This window comes from Pseudomonas sp. SK2 (assembly GCF_016772395.1).
Taxonomy (GTDB): Bacteria; Pseudomonadota; Gammaproteobacteria; order Pseudomonadales; family Pseudomonadaceae; genus Aquipseudomonas; species Aquipseudomonas taiwanensis.
In genome coordinates this window covers 370880-391702 of sequence record NZ_CP061944.1, presented here as the reverse complement: position 1 = coordinate 391702, position 20823 = coordinate 370880, and the positions used below count along the sequence as shown (strand labels likewise).

Annotated in this window: 11 protein-coding genes; 9 read left to right on the top strand and 2 right to left on the bottom strand. The window is 62.5% G+C overall.

Translation table 11 applies throughout. The features are described 5' to 3' along the window. The first annotated feature begins 79 nt into the window (after nucleotides 1-79). Both IF103_RS01715 and IF103_RS01710 read left to right on the top strand, forming a co-directional pair. Nucleotides 80-1396 (top strand): S41 family peptidase, encoded by a 1317-nt coding sequence (locus tag IF103_RS01715; protein ID WP_023378266.1) that lies wholly within the window; start codon nucleotides 80-82, stop codon nucleotides 1394-1396. 8 nt (nucleotides 1397-1404) lie between these two features. After that, entirely contained in the window at nucleotides 1405-2172 is a 768-nt protein-coding gene (locus tag IF103_RS01710) for a divergent polysaccharide deacetylase family protein (RefSeq protein ID WP_023378265.1), read from the top strand. Between the two features lie 4 nt (nucleotides 2173-2176). Here the strand turns inward: IF103_RS01710 and IF103_RS01705 are convergent, their stop codons facing one another. Together IF103_RS01705 and IF103_RS01700 are read right to left on the bottom strand one after the other, a co-directional pair. Next, a complete protein-coding gene (locus IF103_RS01705) occupies nucleotides 2177-6850 on the bottom strand; it encodes a methyl-accepting chemotaxis protein (RefSeq protein WP_202675824.1) in 4674 nt (1557 codons plus the stop codon). A gap of 119 nt (nucleotides 6851-6969) precedes the next feature. Further along, nucleotides 6970-8973 carry a BCCT family transporter gene (locus IF103_RS01700; protein WP_023378263.1) on the bottom strand — a complete coding sequence of 668 codons (2004 nt, stop codon included), beginning with the start codon at nucleotides 8971-8973 and terminating at the stop codon, nucleotides 6970-6972. 477 nt (nucleotides 8974-9450) lie between these two features. Here IF103_RS01700 and betI point away from each other — a divergent pair, with 477 nt between their 5' ends. The 7 genes from betI (at nucleotide 9451) to trxC (ending at nucleotide 20779) form a co-directional block, all read left to right on the top strand. Next, nucleotides 9451-10107, top strand: coding sequence for a transcriptional regulator BetI (gene betI / locus IF103_RS01695; protein WP_023378262.1), 657 nt, complete (start codon nucleotides 9451-9453; stop codon nucleotides 10105-10107). A 38-nt stretch (nucleotides 10108-10145) separates the two neighbouring features. Next, nucleotides 10146-11618, top strand: a complete 1473-nt coding sequence (gene betB / locus IF103_RS01690) for a betaine-aldehyde dehydrogenase (protein WP_023378261.1) — start codon at nucleotides 10146-10148, stop codon at nucleotides 11616-11618. A 77-nt stretch (nucleotides 11619-11695) separates the two neighbouring features. Continuing rightward, nucleotides 11696-13393 carry a choline dehydrogenase gene (gene betA / locus IF103_RS01685; protein WP_023378260.1) on the top strand — a complete coding sequence of 566 codons (1698 nt, stop codon included), beginning with the start codon at nucleotides 11696-11698 and terminating at the stop codon, nucleotides 13391-13393. 203 nt (nucleotides 13394-13596) lie between these two features. Beyond that, nucleotides 13597-15339 carry a potassium/proton antiporter gene (locus tag IF103_RS01680; RefSeq protein ID WP_023378259.1) on the top strand — a complete coding sequence of 581 codons (1743 nt, stop codon included), beginning with the start codon at nucleotides 13597-13599 and terminating at the stop codon, nucleotides 15337-15339. Between the two features lie 36 nt (nucleotides 15340-15375). After that, nucleotides 15376-18684 carry a mechanosensitive channel MscK gene (gene mscK, locus IF103_RS01675; protein WP_023378258.1) on the top strand — a complete coding sequence of 1103 codons (3309 nt, stop codon included), beginning with the start codon at nucleotides 15376-15378 and terminating at the stop codon, nucleotides 18682-18684. A gap of 152 nt (nucleotides 18685-18836) precedes the next feature. Continuing rightward, a complete protein-coding gene (selO, locus tag IF103_RS01670; RefSeq protein WP_023378257.1) occupies nucleotides 18837-20297 on the top strand; it encodes a protein adenylyltransferase SelO in 1461 nt (486 codons plus the stop codon). 47 nt (nucleotides 20298-20344) lie between these two features. Further along, the gene (gene trxC / locus IF103_RS01665) at nucleotides 20345-20779 is read left to right on the top strand and encodes a thioredoxin TrxC (protein ID WP_023378256.1); all 435 of its coding nucleotides are present in this window, start codon (nucleotides 20345-20347) and stop codon (nucleotides 20777-20779) included. Nucleotides 20780-20823 lie beyond the last annotated feature (44 nt).

Below are 20823 nucleotides of genomic sequence, written 5' to 3'. Positions count from 1 at the left end.
CACTTTTTTACGGCGCGGTGCCCGGCACCGCACCGATGCTCCCGCAGGGAGCGCCTACAGGATCAGGAGTTCGTTCGACATGCTGCACTCCCCACGTCTCACCCAGCTGGCCCTGACCATCGCCCTGGTGGTCGGCGCGCCCCTGGCCATCGCTGCCGAGCCGGCCAAGCCAGCCTCGGTACCGGCCACCGAAGTGACGGCCAAGGCGCCGTTGCCGCTGGAGGAGCTGCGTACCTTTGCCGAGGTCATGGACCGTATCAAGGCCGCATACGTCGAACCCGTGGACGACAAGACCCTGCTGGAGAACGCCATCAAGGGTATGCTAAGCAACCTCGACCCACACTCGGCCTACCTGGGCCCGGAAGACTTCCAGGAGCTGCAGGAAAGCACCAGCGGCGAATTCGGCGGCCTGGGCATCGAAGTCGGCCAGGAAGACGGTTTCATCAAGGTGGTCTCGCCCATCGACGACACCCCGGCCTCGCGCGCAGGCGTCCAGGCTGGCGACTTGATCGTGAAGATCAACGGCGCACCGACTCGCGGCCAGACCATGACCGAAGCCGTGGACAAGATGCGCGGTAAGGTTGGCGAAAAGATCACCCTGACCCTGGTTCGCGATGGCGGCAACCCATTCGATGTGACCCTCACCCGCGCGGTGATCCAGGTCAAGAGCGTGAAGAGCCAGCTGCTGGAAAACGATTACGGCTACATCCGTATCACCCAGTTCCAGGTCAAGACCGGCGACGAAGTGGGCAAGGCCCTGGCCAAGCTGCGCAAGGACAACGGCAAGAAACTGCGCGGCGTGGTGCTGGACCTGCGCAACAACCCAGGCGGCGTGCTGCAGTCTGCCGTGGAGGTGGCCGACCACTTCCTGACCAAGGGCCTGATCGTCTACACCAAGGGCCGCATCGCCAACTCCGAGCTGCGCTTCTCCGCCGACCCGGCCGACGCCAGCGAAGGCGTGCCGTTGGTGGTACTGATCAACGGCGGCAGCGCCTCGGCCTCGGAGATCGTCGCCGGTGCCCTTCAGGACCAGAAACGCGCCGTGCTGATGGGTACCGACAGTTTCGGCAAGGGCTCGGTGCAGACCGTATTGCCGCTGGCCAACGACCGTGCCTTGAAGCTCACCACCGCACTGTACTTCACCCCCAATGGCCGCTCGATCCAAGCCCAGGGTATCGTGCCGGACATCGAAGTGCGCCCGGCCAAGCTCACCGCAGAGGTCGACAATGACAACTTCAAGGAAGCCGACCTGCAAGGCCACCTGGGCAACGGTAACGGTGGCGCCGACCGTCCGACTGGTAGCGGCAAGCGCAAGGAGCGCCCGCAGGACAATGACTTCCAACTGAGCCAGGCGCTGAGCCTGCTCAAAGGTTTGAACATCACCTCGGGTAAATGATGCCCCCCATGCGGTACCTGTTGTTCTCACTGCTATGGCTGTTGGCCGGGGTCGCGCAAGCGGCACCGGCCGGCAAGGCCTACATCAGCATCATCATTGACGACCTAGGCCAGAGCAGCGAGCGCGACAGCCGCACCCTCGCCCTGCCCGGCCCGATCACCCTGGCCGTGATGCCCGATACGCCCCATGCCACCGACTTCGCCCGCCAGGCCCATAAGGCAGGCAAGACCGTCATCCTGCACATGCCCATGGATCCGGCCACCGGCCCCTATGCCTGGCACCCCGGCACCCCGTTGCCGGAACTGGCCAGTCGACTGGATGCAGCCCTGGCCAAAGTGCCCTATGCCGCCGGTCTCAACAACCACATGGGCAGCCGCATGACCGCCCAACGCGAGCCCATGACCTGGCTGATGGGCGAGCTGCAACGGCGCCATCTGTTCTTCGTCGACAGCCGCACCAGCGCCGCCACCGTGGCCGCAGCCGAGGCGCAGGCCCAGGACGTCGCGCATGTCTCGCGGGATGTGTTCCTGGATGACGTACGCACCGTGGAGGCGATCGAGGGACAGCTGCACCAGGCTGTCGCCTTGGCGCAGCGCCAAGGCTCGGCCGTGGTGATCGGGCATCCTTACCCACAGACCCTGCAAGTGCTCGAGCGCGAGCTGCCTCGCCTGAAGTCTGAAGGTGTTGTCCTGATTGGACTGCGCCAGATGATAAGCGTACGAAGCAACCAGGCCATGCCTGCCCATGGCAAGCATGGCCGCTACAGCAACCGCTGAGGCTTCAATCGAACGGGATGATGCCCTCGGCTTGCTCGAGGGTCAGCCTGCCACGATGGACCCGACGCCCCATCTGCGCGGCCTCCTGGCTACTCACGCGCCGCTGAGCCCAGGTTTTGAGGTGGCCTCGGGTGAAATCCCGCGCCGGCGAGTCCGCAGATCGCATGTGAAAATGCGCCACCCACAACGGCCTGCCAGACGCAGCGCCCGCCTGGGTGCGCATAATCTTGTACTCATCGAATGCACTGTCATTGCGCATGACCTGTCGCGGGCCCATGTACTGCACTCTCAGCAGCTGCTGAGAATGCAGGAAGCGAAGCGCCTCGGCGGTTGGATAACGCGTTTCGGTGTAGAGTTTGATCAGCTTCAGGTTCTTTTCCGCGCGCAGCTCGTCGGAGGCAGCCTCCAATGCCTTGATCAAACTGGTGCTAGCACCTTGCCTGGTCAACCAGTCCACCTCACGGCCTAGCTTATCGACTTGTTCATCGAACAGTTGCGCCAGCCGCGTTCCCTTGATGTCGCTTTTGACATATTCATCAGCCTTGCGCGAGAGCTGAGCATTTTCATCCAACAAGCGCTGCACGCGCATCGCCGAATCCGTCTCTTGCACCACCGGCTCGGCAGAGACTGGCTCTGAGTCGCGCTCTTGCCAACGGTCATTCACCCGATCGAAACGGGCCAGCAGCGTATCGCTGAATGGCTCCCGCACCTCCAGGACGTCCTGTCCGTTCTCCGAGATCACAGTGCCGATGAGTATCTGCCCCTTCCCGTTACGCACCACCCGTTGAGAGTTGGTGGTAGCCAGATAAGCTTTACGTTGGCTTGCCACGACGCCTTTCTCGGCCTCCTCGACGGCGTCCACCAGCCGTCGTCCTGCATCTGCCTTGAGTTTTTCCAGTTCGGTCCGGTAGCGGTCAAGCATCTCGCCCCTGACCAAGGCACCACCTTCCCTGCCGATGCGCGCGCTGTTGAGCAGCGCCTCGGAGTAGCCATCCCAGGCATCCTGGAGAATGGTTATGCGGTCATCGACCGGCAGATTGGCGAAATCAAGCTCACCATGGGCACCGGCCACATTACGCAACTCATGCCCGGCCAATTCTTTCCGGTAACCACGCAAGATGTGCTGATCATTCACAGACCCCAGATTCAGCGCCAGGTCGGCCAGATTCAGGACATGGTGAAAGCGAAACTGCACCGTACTGAACTTTCGCTTGGGAATGAGTGAACCAGCGGTTCGAGTGACGGCTTCCATGCCGATGCTTATGACCAGATCGGCAGGAGCCTCGACCAGCAACACGTCGAGGTCCTCATAGGCGCTCAGAATACGATCCTGGACTGCCGCGACACGCTTGAGCTTGTCGAGATAGGCCAGGTACTGTTCTTGTACCTGCACCAGCGGCTGCCCTTCGACTGCCGCTTTGAGCGCCAACAACTCGGTGTAGTCAGCAAGGCTCCACAGTTCGTTGAGGATGAAGTCGCTGTAATAGATGAGGCTGCTCAGGACATTGTCCCTGTGTTGCTGGATCGCACTATCGAGCGCCTGGCTGCGGCTGTTGGAATACTTCGGTTCAAGCATGGCGTCGAGCTTGACCTTGATCTGCTTGTCTTTTTGCACGGCCACCTCAAGGTGAGGAACCGATTCATGGCGCTTGCTGAGCAGTTGCGCTTGCCATTGACCGATCCGAGCGTCGTAGTGCTCGATGACAGCCTCGGTCGACTTGCGTTGGTCGGCTGAGCCTCCAGCCTCGAGCGTGGCCTGCGCACCTTGGCGAAGCGCCTTGAGCTTGTCGATCTTCTCCAGCAGTTCGGTGATGTCCAGACTGATCTGGCTGAAGGCACTGATCGCGACCTTGCCTTGACTATCGAGCGCTTCGACCGAGTGCCTGAGCGCTTCGAATTGAGCGGCAAGGTTCTTGCCCAAGCGACTGTTCTTCATGCCTCCGGCAAGGCGCAGCGTGCTATCCACTCGCCAGCCGCCATCCACATGGACTAACCAGGGCCCGTAACCGCCCTTGCCGTCGATTACCCGCACGCCCTGCGCCGTCACCTCCACAGGGTAGGCGTCTGCGCTCATGACGGCATAGAACTGCCCGTCGACAAGGTGCAGGCCCGCGGCACCTCCGCTGGCCTGCAGGCTGGAGGAATCCAACGCCACGCCCGAGCGCATGGCGCGCAACGCCTGGCGCTGAGTAGGTGGCAGCCAGTTGAAACCATGGTTGCCCCGCCAGGTGAAGTCCAGCTGGCGGTCGGGCAGCGCCCCCAGTGCACCGACCATCGCTACCGGCCCTTCTGAGGGCACCAGGGAAATCTCGCGAAACGCACCGCTCTGCGCGGCCAGCCCTTCAAGAGCCAATGCGTCAGGGATTTGCCCAAAACCTTCAGGCAAAGCGCCGGGTTGGCGTGCATGCAACAGGACCATTCCCAGATTCAGCAACAAATCGACCACGGCGGCAGACCGATCGAAGTCACCTTCCTGTTCAAGGGCAAGCAAATCGTGATCGAGAGACGTTAGCAGTTGCACCATCCACGTCACGCTGGCCACAGGCCCGCGCAACACCAGCGTGACCACATCGAACAGCAGCCAAGCGCCTTGTGAAAGCGTTTCCCAGCGGCGCTCGGCATTGGAGGTGGACTGCTGGTCGGCCAGCTCTACCAGCAAATCACGGTTCGCGTCGTAAAGCTTGTTGTCCAGACTGGTATTCCAGAACACCGGCTGAAGGACTGGCGGAGCCGGTCGCTCGGGCAAGCTGGAAGGGTCCAGGCCGATGCTGGCGACATGCGGCTCGATGAAACCGCCGTTGTCATAGATATGGCGAACCTGCGGCTGCAACCAGTCGAGTACGCTCGCTTGCAATCGCACGGACGTTTGCACGTGTTCCAGCAACTTCTCGAAGCTTGCATACTCACGCAGTGTGTCCTGCCTGTACAACGGACGATACAGCAGCACCCGCGTGGGCTCGGCGCAGAACAACACGTACATGCCACGCACCGTGTCATCGTGGCGGGACTGGGGCTGGCGCCTGAAGGTCAGTGGCATCAGGGTAATTCGCGGTGCGTCCGGATCGTCATGACCATTGCAGAAGTTGACGACACACTGCAGGCCAGTATCGGTGATCTTACCGTCCAGCTTGCCTTGCAGGGCGCTGAACCGCAGGGCATTGCGCCATTCCCGGCCAAACCGTTGGACACGCCGGTCCCGCTGCAGCGGATCATCCAGCACTTGCGCTACATAGCGAGGATAGGTGCCGCCGATGTCGACGCGCTCGACCAGTCGCCTGGCCGCTTCGGCGTTCAGCCACGCGGGTACTGCGGCCCCCTGTGCATGACGGATACGTATTACCGAGGCGTCCTTGAGCGAGCCAAGCTTGCCGATGGCATATTCGGTCAAGGTCTTTTCGCCCGCCCAGGCAAGAGGCTCGCCCCCACCGGCTCCTGTGGCCGATCCTCCGGGGATACCCGACGCGATGTAGAATTCAAGGAGCAGTTCATCCGGCGACATGGCATCGCCATGCTCCTTGAGCATTTGCTCGCTCAGTCGTTGGTGGGTGTAGTCGTGCAAGCTCATGACGCCATCCAGGGCAGCCACGCCTTCGGCATCCAAGTGGTCCACAGCGAGCTGCAGCAACGCATTGCGGTATTGGAACGTGTCATTGGCTGCGCTTGTCAGCAGCCCCGGTGGCGGTTTGACCGCAGGCGTGTCGTCCAGGTAGCTGACGAACCACTGCGCCGGGTCGCTCAGCTGGGCGAACAGCTGTTCCAGCGCCGGCACATCGGCCAAGCGCCCGTAGCGCACCCTTTGGACCCGTTCGAACATCTGCTCCAGCAACTGCACCACTTGTTGCGCCGCGACATTGCCCTCCACCCTGTATCGCTGCCAGCTCATGGCATCGAAGCTGTAGCGCTGCGCCAGTTCATTGCGCAGGGCCACGGCAAACGCCTTCATCGAGGCGAAACTGCTCACCTGCCCAGAAGGCGCGCACCATAGGATGACCTCCCGCTCATCCCACTCGCCGGTGACCAGCAGATGACCCAAGGTTTCGTTCACGCTACGCGAGCCTGTGGATAACTCGACCTGCACGAAGCTCACGTCAGGCTGATCGCCACCACCGCGAATCAGCCCTCGTATGCACGCCTGCTCCTGGGCATCCAGGCCTTGCAATGGCAACCCACGCAATAGCGCGGTCTTCAACAGCAACTGCATCCAGCTGTCTCGGCTGCTTGCACCACTGCCGACACCGTTCCAATAGTCGAGCTGAGCCTGGCAGAAATGTTGCGGCAATCGCTCGATCAGCTCGTCGAGCGCCGGGCCTAGGTCCGGCAACTGGCGGGTGTCGTACGCGCTGCTGGAACCGGCGAAGCGATAAGGTGCGATCAGCCCGAGGTTATGATGGCGCCCATCAAGCGGTTGCAGGTCGATGGACTGGGTCTGGAGCATGGCCTGCAGAACGCGCTCGACCAACGGTTGGGTGTTCCAGTACGGGGTCGATGGGTCTGGACTGTCCAACGTCAATGGGTCGGCGGACGACAATGCAGGCTGTACGGATGCCAGCCACGGCAGCTCGGCAAGCAGCAGTTTGAGCAGTTGTTCGCTCGCGACCTGGCGCAGCGTCGGGCGATCGCCGAACTGCCGGGCAGCGGCGCGTTGAAAGTCGAATGTCGGGGTGTCGAAACTGGGCATGCCCTTGGCCTCCTGGTGAGTGGACCGGAAGCCTTGCGCGCAGGGTCGCGCCTGCGGTGCTACTTATTGCAAGCACCGACAAAAAGCCCTGCTATTGCAGCAGGGCTTTTTCATACGCATCAGCTGTAGACGCGTCCCAGCAATTGCCGATGGCTCTCGAACTGATCGAGCACATCACGCACGATCTGATCAGGCGCGAAGCCCATCAGGTCGTACTCCTGACTGCCATCGTGCAGGTAGACCTCGGCACGGTAGAAGCGTTGGCGCACTTGCGGTTCGCCCTCCACGGGGGCCTCGCTCGGCGCGGCCAGGTAGCCATCCAGGCTCACTTCATAGACGAACGGGTTGCCCTCTTCCATCATCACCCGCAGGCCCATCATGTTGCGCGACTGGCCTACACGGGTTTCCACGTCGAAGCCAAGGTTCTGCAGCTGTGTGGCCGCCTCTTTCAGCGCCGGGCTGACCTGCTTGTCCATGAAGCGCTGAACCACCGCTTGGGTCGGCTGCAGATCCAGCTGAGTCAAGCGCTCGCTGAAACCGCGACGGCCGCGGGCTGCCAGCTCGGCGCGCTCGTTTTCAACCGCAACGTCCTGCTTCATGGCCTTGTACAGGCCGAACATGAACAGCACCAGCACCACCGAGAACGGCAGGCCTGCCAGAACCACCATGGTCTGCATGGCCTCGAAGTTACCCGCGAACAGCAGACCGATGGTTACCAGGGTGATGACCACCGACCAGAACACCACCATCCAGTGCGGGGCGTCTTCATCGACCTTACCGCCTTTGCACGACAGGTTGGCCATCATCACCGCGCCGGAGTCGGCTGGGGTGAGGAACAGCACGAAGCCAACGAACACCGCCACACCGATCACGATCTTGGCCGCAGGGAAGTATTCCAGCAGCTGGTAGATCGACATCGACGGCTGTTCCAGCGCGGTCTTGCCCAATTCCACAGCACCCTGGTTGATCACCAGGTCCAGCGCAGTGTTGCCGAAGATCGACAGCCAGGCCAGGGTGAAGCCCAGTGGAATCAACAGTACACCGCTGACCAGCTGACGCACGGTACGGCCCTTGGAAATACGGGCGATGAACATGCCGACGAATGGACCCCAGGAAATCCACCAGGCCCAGTAGAACACGGTCCACAGGCCCAACCAGCGCTCGGACTTGCCCGCTTCGCCTTCATAGACGTACAGGTCGAACGTCTTCAGCACGATGCCATTGAGGTAGTCGCCAATGTTTTGCACGAAGCCATTGAGCAGGTGCAGGGTCTGGCCACCCAGCAGAACGAAGATCAGCAGGCCGCTGAACAGCATGATGTTCAGGTTCGACAGGCGGCGGATACCGTTCTCGACACCCGATACCGCAGCGACGGTAGCAACGCCGGCCATCACCAGGATCACCATCAGCAGGTTGGTCTGGCTGTGTTGCATGCCGAACAGGTACTCCAGGCCCGACGATACCTGCATCGCGCCGATACCCAGGTTGGTCACCAGACCCAGCAGGGTGACGAACATCCCGAAGATGTCCACGGCATTGCCGGCAGCGCCCTTGACCCAACGCTCACCGACCAGCGGGAACAGTGCCGAGCGCAATGCCAGCGGCTGGTTGTGACGGTAGGCGAAGTAACCCACGGCCAGGCCGACCAGCGCATAGATCGCCCAGCCATGCAGGCCCCAGTGCAGGAAGGTCAGCTGCAAGCCCTGGCGCGCGGCTTCGAGACTGGCTGGCGTACCTTCCGGCGGGTTGAAGTAGTGGTCCAGCGGCTCGGAAGCGCCGAAGTACAGCAGCGAAATGCCGATACCCGAAGAGAACAGCATGCCGGCCCAGGCGCCGTAGCTGAAGTCGGGCTGGTCGTCCTTGCCACCGAGCTTGAGTTTTCCGAAATCGGAGAAAGCCAGGTAAACGACGAACAGCAGGTAACCGCAGATCACCAGCATGTAGTACCAACCGAAGGTACGGGTGAGCCATTTCTGGGCTACGCCCAGTACTTGGCCGGCGGTTTCGGGTACAGCGATCAGCAAGGCAGTCAGAACAAGGACCAACAGCGCGGAGGTGTAGAACACCACGCGATTGACCCGCACCCTCTCGGCGGGGGGTTTGGTAAGGGAGGCAGAACTCATTGCACGAATGCTCCGGGCAGTGCGGCTGTGGAGGCTAATCAGTCTTTTCCCGCGCAATTGGTGCAATAGCCCCACTGCGTCAGGTGTTATAAAAGCACCCTGGAAACCGTGATCCCGAATCGAAACGTTGCAAAAAACCAGACAGGTGGTCCGTGTCCGACTGTGCACTCACCCTGAAAGTGCGCGCATTGGTCACAGAGCACACCGCCCGCTCCAAGGGCCTGCCGCAGGTCGTCGACCGTCTGGCAGAATCTGTCTTTCGCTTCGCTCTAGCCCGTCAACGCCTTGTATTCCGGGGGTTACACGATTTCCTGGGGTGTCGATTCGTGCCTTCTCGACCGTGTGAAATACTGTCAATGGCACAAATTGTCGCAGAGCTTATTCTTTATTGATTGAACGTTCAATCAAAACAAAATAGACTGGCCTTCGCCGAGTCAGCCGCCCGTCGTCTGCTCGCAGGCCTGAGGAGATAGCAAGATGCCCAAGGTCGGTATGCAACCCATCCGCCGCCAGCAGTTGATCGAAGCCACGTTACAGGCGGTCGATCAGGTCGGCCTGGGGGACGCCAGCATTGCGCTGATTGCCCGTTTGGCCGGGGTGTCGAACGGCATCATCAGTCACTACTTTCGGGACAAGAACGGCCTGATCGCAGCGACGATGGGTTACATCATGAGCATGCTCAACGAAGGCGTGAGGGCGCGTCGCCAGTCACTGACCGACGACAGCCCGCGAGCCCACCTGAAAGTGATCATCGAGGGCAACTTCGATGCCAGCCAGGTGAACGGCCCGGCGATGAAAACCTGGTTGGCCTTTTGGGCTTCCAGCATGCACCAGCCCGATTTGCACAGGTTGCAGCGGATCAATGACCACCGCTTGTACTCCAACCTGTGCTGCCAGTTCCGCCGCGCCCTGCCGCTCTACCATGCGCGCAAGGCAGCCCGCGGCCTGGCGGCCCTGATCGACGGCTTGTGGCTGCGTGGAGCACTGTCGGGTGACGCATTCGACACCGATCAGGCGATACGGATTGCTTACGAATACATGGATCTACAACTGGCTAAACAGCACACCCTGGGCACTGACGACCAGGCCGCTGAACAACCGCGCACGGCACTTGCCAACCCGGCAGGAGCGTGACGCGAAAGCCAACCACACACTGCACTTGCGAGGACACTATGGCCCGTTTCGGAACGCAAAAACTCTACATTGATGGTGGTTATGTCGACGCCGGCAGCGATGCCACTTTCGAAGCCATCAACCCGGCCACTGGCGAAGTCCTCGCCTACGTACAGCGCGCTACCCAGGCTGACGTCGAAAAAGCCGTGGAAAGCGCCGAGCGCGGCCAGAAAGTCTGGGCTGCCATGACCGCCATGCAGCGCTCGCGCATCCTGCGCCGCGCCGTCGACATCCTGCGCGAGCGCAACGACGAACTGGCCATGCTGGAAACCCTGGACACCGGCAAGTCGTACTCCGAAACCCGCTACGTCGATATCGTCACCGGCGCCGACGTGCTGGAGTACTACGCTGGCCTGGTACCGGCCATCGAAGGCGAGCAGATTCCGCTGCGTGAATCCTCCTTCGTCTATACCCGCCGCGAGCCACTGGGCGTAACCGTCGGTATCGGCGCCTGGAACTACCCGATCCAGATCGCCCTGTGGAAATCCGCGCCAGCCCTGGCTGCCGGCAACGCGATGATCTTCAAGCCTTCGGAAGTCACTTCGCTGACCACGCTGAAACTGGCCGAGATCTACACCGAAGCCGGCCTGCCGGATGGCGTATTCAACGTCCTGACCGGTAGCGGCCGTGAAGTCGGCACCTGGCTGACCGAGCACCCACGCATCGAGAAAGTCTCCTTCACCGGCGGCACCACCACCGGCAAGAAGGTCATGGCCAGCGCCTCCAGCTCCTCGCTGAAGGAAGTGACCATGGAACTGGGCGGTAAGTCGCCGCTGATCATCTGCGCCGACGCCGACCTGGACAAGGCCGCCGACATCGCCATGATGGCCAACTTCTACAGCTCGGGCCAGGTGTGCACCAACGGCACCCGCGTGTTCATCCCAGCCGAACTCAAGGCAGCCTTCGAAGCTAAGATCGTCGAGCGCGTGGCCCGTATCCGTGCTGGCAACCCAGAAGACGAAAACACCAACTTCGGTCCGCTGGTCAGCTTCCCGCACATGGAGAGCGTCCTGGGCTACATCGCCAAGGGCAAGGAAGAAGGTGCCCGCGTTCTGTGCGGCGGTGAGCGTCTGACCCAAGGCGACTTCGCCAAGGGTGCCTTCGTGGCCCCGACCGTCTTCACCGACTGCACCGACGACATGACCATCGTCAAGGAAGAAATCTTCGGCCCGGTGATGAGCATCCTCACCTACGAGACCGAAGAAGAAGTCATCCGCCGCGCCAACGACACCGAATACGGCCTGGCCGCTGGCGTGTGCACCAACGACATCAGCCGCGCCCACCGCATCATCCACAAGCTCGAAGCCGGTATCTGCTGGATCAACGCCTGGGGTGAATCGCCGGCGGAAATGCCGGTCGGTGGCTACAAGCAGTCGGGCGTCGGCCGTGAGAACGGCGTCAGCTCTCTGGCTCAATACACTCGCATCAAGTCGGTCCAGGTCGAGCTGGGCGGCTACAACTCGGTTTTCTGAACCCTGTCTAGCCACGCCCGTGCCAATGAGCACGGGCGTTTCCGCTCCCTGATCTCTGCCAACACGAGGGTACTTCCATGTCCCAAGAATTCGATTACATCATCGTCGGTGCCGGCTCGGCCGGTAACACCCTGGCCGCCCGCCTGACCGAAGACGCCGGCGTCACCGTACTGCTGCTGGAAGCCGGTGGCCCCGACTACCGCTTCGACTTCCGCACCCAGATGCCAGCCGCCTTGGCCTTCCCACTGCAGGGCCGCCGCTACAACTGGGCCTACGAGACCGATCCAGAGCCGCACATGGATGGCCGCCGCATGGAATGTGGTCGTGGCAAGGGCCTGGGTGGCTCCTCGCTGATCAACGGCATGTGCTACATCCGCGGTAACGCCATGGACTTCGACGGCTGGGCAGAACTGCCAGGCCTGGAAGACTGGACCTACCTGGACTGCCTGCCGTACTTCCGCAAGGCAGAAACTCGCGACATCGGCCCGAACGACTACCACGGCGGCGAAGGCCCGGTCAGCGTCACCACGCCCAAGGCCGGCAACAACCCGCTGTTCCACGCCATGGTCGAAGCCGGTGTGCAAGCTGGCTACCCACGCACCGAAGACCTCAACGGCTACCAGCAGGAAGGCTTCGGTCCGATGGACCGTACCGTGACCAAGAAAGGCCGCCGTTCGAGCACCGCCCGAGGCTACCTGGACCAGGCCAAGAAGCGTCCGAACCTGACCATCGTCACCCATGCCCTGACCGACCGCGTGCTGTTCGACGGCAAGCGCGCCATCGGCGTGACTTACCTGGTCGGCGACAGCGAAGAGCGCGTCGAAGCCCGCGCCCGCAAGGAAGTCATCGTCAGCTCCGGCGCCATCGCCTCGCCACAGCTGCTGCAGCGCTCCGGCGTGGGCCCGCGCGCCCTGCTGGAAAGCCTCGACATCCCGGTCGTGCACGACCTGCCTGGCGTTGGCGAGAACCTGCAGGACCACCTCGAGTTGTACCTGCAGTACGCCTGCACCCAGCCAGTCTCGCTGTACCCGTCGCTGCTGTGGTGGAACCAGCCGGCCATCGGCGCCGAATGGATGTTCAACGGCACCGGTATCGGCGCCAGCAACCAGTTCGAGGCGGGCGGTTTCATCCGTACTCGCCCTGAGTTCAAGTGGCCGAACATTCAGTACCACTTCCTGCCGGTCGCGATTAACTACAACGGTTCCAACGGGGTCAAGGAGCACGGCTTCCAGGCACACATGGGCTCCATGCGTTCGCCTAGCCGTGGCCGCATCAAGCTCAAGTCCAAAGACCCACGCCAGCACCCAAGCATCCTGTTCAACTACATGGCCACCGAGCAGGACTGGCAGGAATTCCGTGACGGTATCCGCCTGACCCGCGAGATCATGGCCCAGCCGGCACTCGACCCGTACCGTGGCCGCGAGATCAGCCCGGGCGCGCACGTGCAGACGGACGAAGAACTGGACAAGTTCATCCGCGAGCACGCCGAAACCGCCTTCCACCCGTCCTGCTCGTGCAAGATGGGCACCGACGACATGGCGGTGGTCGATGGCGAAGGCCGAGTGCATGGCATGCAAGGCCTGCGTGTGGTCGATGCGTCGATCATGCCGATCATCATCACCGGCAACCTCAACGCCACCACGATCATGATCGCCGAGAAGATCTCGGACAAGATCCGTGGCCGCAAGCCACTGCCGCGCAGCACCGCCAAGTACTACGTGGCCAATGGTGCACCGGTGAAGGGCAAGCCGATGCGCGAGGTGAAGCAGGCATGAACCTGCCCCGGCCTCTTCGCGGGTGAACCCGCGAAAGAGCCCACCCCTGCAACACCAGAAAAGGCACCCTGCGCGGTGCCTTTTTTTCATCTGCGGAAACGCTTTACAGCCTGCTAATTCATCAGGTTAGAATCAGTTGGCACGCGACCTGCTAGTTCATTCTCGCAAGTCCCTTCTCTCGCGATGTCCCGGAGTACCTGCCTTTGGATGCAAGCACCATCAACAGCCTGTTCCTGATCGGCGCATTGCTGGTGGGCGCAAGTATTCTGGTCAGCTCGCTATCTTCGCGCCTGGGCATCCCCATCCTGGTCATCATCCTCGCCGTCGGCATGGTCGCGGGCGTGGACGGTGGCGGCATCATCTTCAACAACTACCCGACCGCCTACCTGGTGGGTAACCTGGCATTGGCCGTGATCCTGCTCGATGGCGGCCTGCGTACACGGGTGGCGAGCTTCCGCGTAGCCCTGTGGCCGGCCCTGTCGCTGGCCACCGTCGGCGTGCTGATCACCACCGGCCTGACGGGCATGGTCGCTGCCTGGCTGTTCGACCTGAACCTGATCCAGGGCCTGCTGATCGGCGCCATCGTTGGCTCCACAGACGCCGCGGCGGTGTTCTCGCTGCTGGGCGGCAAGGGCCTGAACGAGCGGGTGACGGCGACGCTGGAGATCGAGTCGGGCAGCAACGACCCCATGGCGGTGTTTCTCACCGTCACCCTGATCGACATGATCGCCAGCGGCCAGACTGGCCTGCACTGGAGCCTGCTGACCCACCTGATCCGCGAGTTCGGTATCGGTGGCCTGCTGGGCCTGGGCGGTGGCTGGCTGATGCTGCAACTGGTCAACCGCATCAACCTGGCCGGTGGCCTGTACCCGATCCTCGTGGTGGCAGGCGGCCTGGTGGTGTTCTCGCTGACCAACGCCCTGCATGGCAGCGGCTTCCTCGCCGTCTACCTGTGCGGCCTGGTGCTGGGCAACAAACCCATTCGCAGCCGCCACGGCATTCTGCACATGCTCGACGGCATGGCCTGGCTGGCGCAGATCGGCATGTTCCTGGTCCTGGGCCTGCTGGTAACCCCTCATGACCTGCTCCCCATCGCCCTGCCTGCACTTGGCCTTGCGCTGTGGATGATCCTGGTGGCCCGCCCGCTTTCGGTAGTGGCCAGCCTGCTGCCATTCAAGGCCTTCCATGGCCGCGAGAAGGCCTTCATCTCGTGGGTCGGCCTGCGCGGCGCGGTACCCATCATCCTGGCGGTGTTTCCGCTCATGGCGGGCTTGCCGGACGCCCAGCTGTTCTTCAACCTGGCCTTCTTCATCGTCCTGGTGTCGCTGCTGGTCCAAGGCACCAGCCTGCCGTGGATGGCCAAGCTGCTCAAGGTCACCGTACCGCCAGACCCTGCGCCGATTTCCCGCTCCGCACTGGAGGTGCACGTCACCAGCGAGTGGGAGTTGTTCGTCTATCGCCTGGGCGCCGAGAAATGGTGCATCGGCGCCGCCCTGCGTGAGCTGAAGATGCCCGAAGGCACGCGCATCGCCGCATTGTTCAGGGGCGAGCAGTTGCTGCACCCCTCCGGGAGCACCGTGCTGGAAGTCGGCGACATGCTCTGCGTGATTGGCCATGAACATAACCTTCCAGCCCTGGGCAAATTGTTCAGCCAGGCGCCGCAGCGCGGCCTCGACCTGCGCTTCTTCGGCGACTTCGTCCTCGAAGGCGATGCCGAACTGGGTGCGGTGGCGGCGCTTTACGGCCTGAAACTCGATGGTCTCGACGCAAAAATGCCACTGGCGCAGTTCATCCGACAGAAGGTCGGAGGCGCTCCAGTAGTAGGCGACCAGGTCGAATGGCATGGCACCATCTGGACCGTCGCGACCATGGACGGGAACAATGTCCAGAAAGTCGGCGTCAGATTCCCCGAAGGAACCCGACCCGGCCCGGGCTTGTTCCTCTAAACTCCGATTCTGCCCGATCCACAATGTAGTCTGCCTATGTCCCTGCGCGCGCACCTTCGCGCAGCCCTGTTCGGGCTGTGCCTGTCCCTCTCGTTCGCGGCCACCGCGGCCGAGGTCCCGACCACCGCCAGCATCCAGAACAGCCTCGACAAGATCGCCGAGCGCAAATTGCCCGAGGCCGAACAGAAGGCCCTGCAGCAGGTTCTCGAACAGACCCTGAGCCTGCTGGCCAGCAAGGAAGACAGCGAGAAGAAGCTCACTGCGCTGAAGCAACAACTGGCCACAGCGCCGAAAGAAACCACCGACAGCCAACGCGAACTGGCCAAGCTCAAGGACAGCAAGCCATTGCCGGTGGCCCAGCGCTATGCCAACTTCACAGTGCCTCAGCTTGAACAACTGCTCAGCGAGCGCAGCACCCAACAAGGCGAGTTGCAAAAGGCCTTGTCCGAAGCCAACAGCCTGATCATCAGTTCGCAGACCCGGCCGGAGCGGGCCCAGGCCGAAATCAGCAACAACCAGACCCGCACCCAGCAGATCAACAGCAGCCTCAAGAACGGCAAGGACAACGGCAAGCCACTCAACGCCGACCAACGCAACCAGCTCAACGCCGAGCTGGCATCGCTCAATGCCCTGACCCTGCTGCGTCGCCAGGAGCTGGCCGGCAACGGCTTGCTGCAAGACCTGGGCAACGCCCGGCACGACCTGTTGATCGAACGCGCAGCGCGCCTTGAGCAGGAAATCCAGGACCTGCAGACGCTGATCAACGACAAGCGCCTGGCCCAGTCCCAGCAGACCGTCACCCAGCAGTCGATCGAGGCGCAGAAGGCTGGCGGCAGCACCTTGTTGGCCAACGAGAGTGCCGCCAACCTCAAGCTCTCCGACTATCTGCTCAAGAGCACCGACCGCCTCAACGAGCTGACCCAGCAGAACCTGCGCACCAAACAGCAACTCGACAGCCTGACCCAGGCCGACCAAGCCCTGGATGAACAGATCAACGTGCTCAAGGGCAGCCTGCTGCTGTCGAAGATCCTCTACAAGCAGAAGCAGGCACTGCCGCACCTGAAGCTCGACCGCGACCTGGCCGACCAGATCGCCGACATTCGCCTGTACCAGTTCGAGATCAACCAGCAACGCGAGCAGATGAGCAGCCCGGTGAGCTATGTCGACAAGCTGCTGGCCAACCAGCCGCCGGACGACGTCACCCCGCAACTGCGCAAGGCCCTGCTGGAAGTGGCGATCACCCGCAGCGACCTGCTCGAACGCTTGAACCGCGAACTGTCGGCGTTGCTCAATGAGTCGATCACCCTGCAACTGAACCAGAAGCAGTTGCTCAGCACCGCACAAGGGCTGCGCACCACCCTCGAAGAGCAGATGTTCTGGATTCCCAGCAACAAGCCGCTGGATTGGGACTGGCTGCGCTACGTACCCGAGCGCTTCACCGCTCAGGTTGCCAGCCTGCCCTGGGGGTCGGGCCTCAAGGAGCTGGCCGACGGCTTGGGCCAGCGACCGCTGTTGTTCCTGCCATTGCTGCTGGTGATTGGCGGGCTGCTGTGGCGACGCAAGTACCTCTACCAGCGCCTGGGCAAGGTGCATCAGGACATCGGCCACTTCCGCCGCGACAGCCAGTGGCACACGCCGCAGGCCATCCTTATCAACATCCTCCTTGCCATGCCAGTCAGCTTGGGCCTGGCCTTGTGCAGCTATGCCTTGCAGATCGATGCACGTGGTCAGAACGCCAACCTCGGCGCGGCGCTGTGGCAGCTGGCACAGGCGTGGCTTGTGTTCTACACCGCCTACCGCATCCTCGCCCCGGGTGGCGTGGCGGAAATTCACTTCCGCTGGTACAAGCCGCAGGTCGAGTTCCTGCGGGGCTGGGTGCGCCGCCTGGGCTCCGTGGTGCTGGCTTTGGTCGGTGTGGTGGCGGTCGCCGAGCACCAGCCCTCGGCACTGGCCGACGATGTGCTAGGCATCGGCGTGGTGCTGGCGTGCTACGCACTGATGGCCTGGTTGCTCAGCCGCCTGCTGCTGAGTAGCCCTGCTCACCGCGACACGTCGCTGTTCCGCAAGGCCGTCGGGGTTGCCTTCACCGCCCTGCCCATCGCCTTGTTCGTGGCGGTGTGCTTCGGCTACTACTACACCGCCCTGAAGCTTACCGATCGCCTGATCTACACCCTGTACCTGCTGCTGTTCTGGCTGGTGATCGAAGCCGCCTTCGTGCGCGGCCTGTCGGTTGCCGCGCGGCGCCTGGCGTACCAGCGTGCCCTGAGCAAACGTGCGGCGGCCAAGGAGGGCCTCGATGGCGAGGTCGTCACCGAAGAGCCGACCCTGGATATCGAACAGGTCAACCAGCAGTCCCTGCGCCTGATCCGACTGGCCTTGCTCGGTGGTTTCATCGCCGGCCTGTACTGGGTTTGGGCAGACCTCATCTCGGTGTTCGCATACCTGAACAACTTCACCTTGTACGAATACACCAGCGGCACCGGCGCCAACGCCAGCATGGTGCCCATCAGCCTGGGCGACCTGCTGGGCGCGCTGGTGATCGTGGGCATTACCTTCGCCCTCGCCCGCAACCTGCCCGGTTTGCTGGAGGTGCTGGTACTGTCACGCCTGAACCTGGCGCAAGGCAGTGCCTATGCCACCACCACGCTGCTGTCGTACACCATTGTCGGCGTCGGTATCGTGACTACGCTGTCGACCCTTGGCGTGAGCTGGGACAAGCTGCAATGGCTGGTGGCGGCGCTGTCGGTTGGCTTGGGCTTCGGCATGCAGGAAATCTTCGCCAACTTCATCTCCGGCATCATGATCCTGTTCGAGCGCCCGGTACGAATCGGCGACACCATCACCATCGGCAATCTGTCCGGCACGGTGAGCAAGATCCGCATCCGCGCCACCACCATCACCGACTTCGACCGCAAGGACATCATCGTCCCCAACAAGACCTTCATCACCGGCCAGCTGATCAACTGGTCGCTGACGGACACGGTCACCCGGGTAACCCTGAAGCTGGGTATCGACTACGGTTCGGACCTGGACCTGGTCCGTGAGATTCTGCTCAAGGGCGCCCATGAGAACCCGCGGGTACTCAAGGACCCTGAGCCGATCGTGTACTTCCTCAACTTCGGCGAAAGCTCGCTCGACCACGAACTGCGCATGCATGTGCGCGACCTGGGCGACCGCAACCCGACCCTGGATGAGATCAACCGCTACATCAACCGTGAGTTCAAGGCACACAACATCAAGATCTCGGTACGCCAGGTCGAGGTGTTCCTGATAGATCCCAAGGGTGGCAAGCAGCAGCTGATTCCGATGGAGCAACCGAAACCGGATGGAGCTCAACCGGCCTGAGTGGGTTCGAATCCTTTATGCTGTGCACAATCCCTGCGAGGGCGATGCCCTCGATCACAGGCGATCCCGCTCCTGCAACTGCCCTGTGGGGAGCAGGCTCGCCAGCGATTGGGCCGTGAAGCGGCCCCAGGCACCCCACTCAGGAGCCGCCCGTGAAAACCCTCGACCAACTCAGCTTCGACAACCGCTTCGCCCGCCTGGGCGATGCGTTCTCCACCCAGGTACTGCCCGAGCCCATCGCCGAGCCGCGCCTGGTAGTGGCGAGCGAGTCGGCCATGGCACTGCTCGACCTCGACCCAACAGAGGCCCAATCCCCGCTGTTCGCCGAGCTGTTCAGCGGTCACAAGCTGTGGGAAGAAGCCGACCCGCGAGCGATGGTGTATTCAGGCCACCAGTTCGGCTCCTACAATCCGCGCCTGGGCGATGGCCGCGGCCTGCTGTTGGCCGAGGTACTGAACGATGCCGGCGAGCACTGGGACCTGCACCTCAAGGGTGCCGGCCAGACGCCGTACTCGCGCATGGGCGACGGCCGCGCCGTGTTGCGCTCGTCGATCCGCGAGTTCCTCGCCTCCGAGGCCCTGCACGCCCTCGGCATTCCCAGCAGCCGAGCCTTGTGCGTGGTAGGTTCGAGCACTCCAGTGTGGCGCGAAACCCGCGAAAGCGCCGCCATGCTGATGCGTCTGGCGCCAAGCCACGTTCGCTTTGGTCATTTCGAGTATTTTTACTACACCCGCCAACCCGAGCAGCAGCGCATACTCCTCGACCATGTACTGGAACAGCACTACCCCGAGTGCCGCGAGGCCGAACAGCCTTACCTTGCGATGTTCCGTACCATCGTCGAGCGCAATGCCGAACTGATCGCCCGCTGGCAGGCCTATGGCTTCTGTCACGGGGTGATGAACACCGACAACATGTCGATCCTCGGCATCACCTTCGACTTTGGCCCTTACGCTTTCCTCGACGACTTCGACGCCAACTTCATCTGCAACCACTCCGATGACCGTGGCCGCTACAGCTACAGCAACCAGGTACCTATCGCCCACTGGAACCTCAGCGCGCTGGCCCAGGCCTTGACCACGGTGATCGAGGTGGAACCGCTCAAACAAGCGCTGGAATTGTTCCTGCCGTTGTACCAGGCACATTACCTGGACCTGATGCGGCGGCGCCTGGGCCTGACCACTGCCGAGGATGACGACCTGGCGCTGGTCGAACGACTGCTGCAGCGTATGCAAAGCGGTGGCGTGGACTACAACCTGTTCTTCCGCAGGCTGGGCGAGCAACCGGTGGCCGATGCCTTGAAGGCGGTGCGCGACGATTTCGTCGACCTGGCCGGCTTCGATGCCTGGGGCGTGGACTACCTGGCGCGCTGCCAACGGGAAGCCGGTAATGCCGACGGACGGCGTGAACGCATGCATGCGGTGAACCCGCTGTATGTGCTGCGTAACTATTTGGCGCAGAAAGCTATCGAAGCGGCCGAGGCAGGGGATTACAGTGAAGTGAGGCGACTGCACCTGGTGCTGAGCCGGCCGTTCGACGAACAACCCGGCATGCAGGCCTATGCCGAACGGCCACCTGAGTGGGGCAAGCACCTGGAAATCAGCTGCTCGTCCTGATTCACACGGCCGGCGACAAGGCCAGAACAAACACCCAAGGAGCCCTCATGTCCGACCCGCTGCTGATCCCCTGCCCCCACTGCAACGGCCTCAACCGCCTGCCCGCCGCCCGCCTGGGCGACGCGCCCAAATGCGGGCGTTGCAAACAGGACGTGCTGCTGAGCAAACCCTTCGCGCTCACCGAAAGCAGCTATGCCAGCCAGATCAAAGGCGACTTGCCACTGCTGCTGGACGTCTGGGCGGACTGGTGCGGCCCCTGCAAATCCTTCGCCCCCACCTTCGAACAGGCCGCTCGCCAGCTTCAGGGCCGCTGCCGCCTGGCCAAGCTCGACAGCGAAGCCAACCGCAACCTGGCAGGCCAGTTGGGCATCCGCTCGATCCCCAGCCTGATCCTGTTCAAGAACGGCCGCGAAGTCGCCCGCCAGGCCGGGGCGTTTCCACTGCAGACACTGCTGGAATGGCTGCGCAGCCAGGGGGTTTAGGGTCGGCTGTGAGATCGAGCGCCGCCCGCGCGGCGCATCGCGAG